Source organism: Mycobacterium paraense (assembly GCF_002101815.1).
In the GTDB taxonomy this organism is placed as follows: Bacteria; Actinomycetota; Actinomycetes; order Mycobacteriales; family Mycobacteriaceae; genus Mycobacterium; species Mycobacterium paraense.
Genome location: NZ_LQPM01000043.1, coordinates 1 through 2,738, shown reverse-complemented (window position 1 = coordinate 2,738; position 2,738 = coordinate 1). Strand labels below are relative to the sequence as shown.

General features: G+C 75.2%; 2 protein-coding genes and 1 pseudogene. 1 reads left to right on the top strand and 2 read right to left on the bottom strand.

Annotation, left to right across the window (positions count from 1 at the left end):
• Nucleotides 1-940, top strand: a pseudogene (locus AWB89_RS27380) (hypothetical protein); the annotation flags it as partial.
• Between the two features lie 114 nt (nt 941-1,054).
• On the opposite strand, the gene AWB89_RS24920 reads toward AWB89_RS27380, so the two are convergent.
• Nucleotides 1,055-2,380: a UDP-glucose dehydrogenase family protein gene (locus tag AWB89_RS24920; protein WP_085177314.1), complete on the bottom strand. Its 1,326-nt coding sequence runs from the start codon at nt 2,378-2,380 to the stop codon at nt 1,055-1,057.
• 88 nt (nt 2,381-2,468) lie between these two features.
• On the bottom strand, nt 2,469-2,738 hold a 270-nt coding region (locus tag AWB89_RS24915), incomplete at its 5' end, for a hypothetical protein (protein ID WP_193791374.1).

The window sequence follows — 2,738 nt, the reverse complement described above, 5'->3', positions numbered from 1 at the left end:
CTTCGGCGACGGCGGCGCCGGCGGGGCGGGCGGGCTCTCGACGGTCGGAGCCGGCGGGAACGGTGGCGCCGGCGGGAACGGAGGAATGTTCAGCGTCGCCAGCAACGGCGGGATCGGCGGGCCCACCCAGCCCACCGGCGGCGCGGGAGGAGCGGGCGGCACCGGAGTAACCGCCGGGGGCAATGGCGGGGCCGGCGGGAACGGTGGCCTGCTCGGTGCCGGCGGGGTCGGCGGGGCCGGCGGGACCGGTCTCCACGGAAACGGCGGCACCGGCGGCGACGGCGGGGCCGGGGTGGTGTGGGGGAACGGCGGCGCCGGGGGCGCTGGCGGCACGGGCAGCGCCGGCAACGGCGGCGCCGGCGGTCACGGCGGCGCCGGCGGCATGTTCGAGGGTTCCGCGGGCGCCGGCGGCGACGGCGGCGACGGCTCGGTCAACGGCGGCGCCGGCGGAGCCGGCGGCAACACCAGGGGCATCTCCGGCAACGGCGGCGCCGGCGGCGACGGCGGCGCCGGCATCACGGGACGCGGCGGGGCCGGCGGTCACGGCGGCAACTCCGGTCCCCTCCAGGGCACCGCGGGGCGTGGCGGTAACGGCGGCACCGGAGGCGGCGGCGCCGGCGGCGACGGCGGCGACGGCGGGAACGCCGCCGGGCTGTCCGGCAGCGGCGGCGCTGGAGGGGCCGGCGGGGCGGGCGAGACCACGGGCGGGAACGGCGGCAACGGCGGCAACGCGGCGCTCGTCGGCTATGGCGGGGACGGCGGCCCCGGCGGGCAGGGCATCACGGGGCGCGGCGGCAACGGCGGCAATGGCGGCGGCGCGGTGCTGTTCGGCAACGGCGGCACCGGCGGCAACGCCGGGATCGGCACGCCCGAGGGCGACGCGGGCGCCGGCGGCACCGGCGGGCTGATCGGTTCGCCCGGGAACCCCGGGCTGACCTAGCGGCTGGGCAGATGGCGGCGACCCGCCGCGCCCGGCTACGCCGCCCTTGCGATCGCCGCTGGGGCAGATGGCGGCGACCCGCCGCGCCCGGCTACGCCGCCCTTGCGATCGCCGCTAGGGCCGCGGCGCGCCGAGGCGGAACACCCGCCACCCGGCCCGCTGCCAGCGGGCGAAGTCCAGGCAGTTGCGCCCGTCGACGATGACGCGGGCCCGCACCCGGTCGGCCAGGTCGTCGGGGTCCATGTCGACGAACTGCCGCCACTCGGTGAGCACCAGCACCGCGTCCGCGCGCTCGCAGGCCTCTTCGACCGAGACCGCGTAGTTCAGCGTCGGGAACAACCGCTGCGCGTTGTCCAGCGCCTTGGGGTCGTACACGTTGACCGCCGCGCCGTTGAGCTGCAGCTGCCCGGCGACGTTGAGCGCGGGCGAGTCGCGCACGTCGTCGGATTCGGGTTTGAACGCCGCGCCCAGCACGGCGATGTTGGCGCCCAGCAGCGATCCCCCGCACGCCGCGGTGGCCAGTTCGACCATCCTGGTGCGGCGGCGCATGTTGATGCTGTCGACCTCGCGCAGGAACGTCAGCGCCTGGTCGGCGCCCAGCTCACCCGCACGAGCCATGAACGCGCGGATGTCCTTGGGCAGGCAGCCACCGCCGAAACCCAATCCGGCATTGAGGAATTGGCGACCGATGCGCGGGTCGTAGCCGAGCGCGTCGGCGAGCAGGCTGACGTCGGCGCCGGCGGCCTCGCACACCTCGGAGATGGCGTTGATGAACGAGATCTTGGTCGCCAGAAAGGCGTTGGCGGAAACCTTCACCAACTCCGCGGTCTGCAGGTCGGTCACCAAGAAGGGGACCCCGTCGTCGAGCAGAGGGCCGTACAGCTCGCGGACGGCCGCCTCCGCGCGCGTCGAATGCTGTCGTGTGCCAAGCACGATGCGGTCGGGGTGCAGGGTGTCGTGGACGGCGTAGCCTTCGCGCAAAAACTCTGGGTTCCAGGCGATTTCGACGTCGACCCCGGCCGGCGCCAGCGCGGCGGCGCGTTGGTTCAGCTCGGCCGCGGTGCCGACGGGGACCGTCGACTTGCCGATGAGCACCGACGACCTGGTCAGCCGGGGCACCAGCGCATCGATGACGGCGTGCACGTGGCACAGGTCGGCGCCGTATTCGCCCTTCTTTTGCGGCGTGCCCACCCCGAGGAAATGGACGTCGGCGAAATCGGCCGCCATGTCGTAGTCGGTGGTGAACTGCAGCCGCCCGGCGGCGAGGTTGTCCGTCAACAACTTTCGGAGGCCGGGCTCGTAAAACGGAATGTCTCCGCCGGCCAGCTTGGCGATCTTGCCCGCATCGATATCGACGCCGACGACGTCATGGCCCAGTTCGGCCATCCCCGCCGCGTGGGTGGCACCGAGGTAACCGGTGCCAAAGACGGTGCATCGCATACCACCGGTGTAGGTGGCCGCGATGAGCTAACTGCATCGCGCCGCTGAGCGGGAGGCAAACGGCAGATGACAGGTGCCCGCGAAAGGCCTAGTGCCCGTGGCCTCCGCCGTGACCGCCGCCGAAGCCGCCGCCACCGTGGCCTCCGCCGCCACCGGGGAAGCCGGGGAACCCGCCGCCGCCGTGCGGACCGCCGAACCCGCCGCCAGGGGGGCCGCCGAATCCGCCGCCGGGCGGACCGCCGATGCCCGGGATGGGCAGCGGGATCGGCACCGGGATGGGCGCTATCGGCGGCGGCGCGGGGGCCGGCGCCGGGGCCTCTGGAACCGGAACCGGGGCCGGGGCCTCGGGGATCGGGGC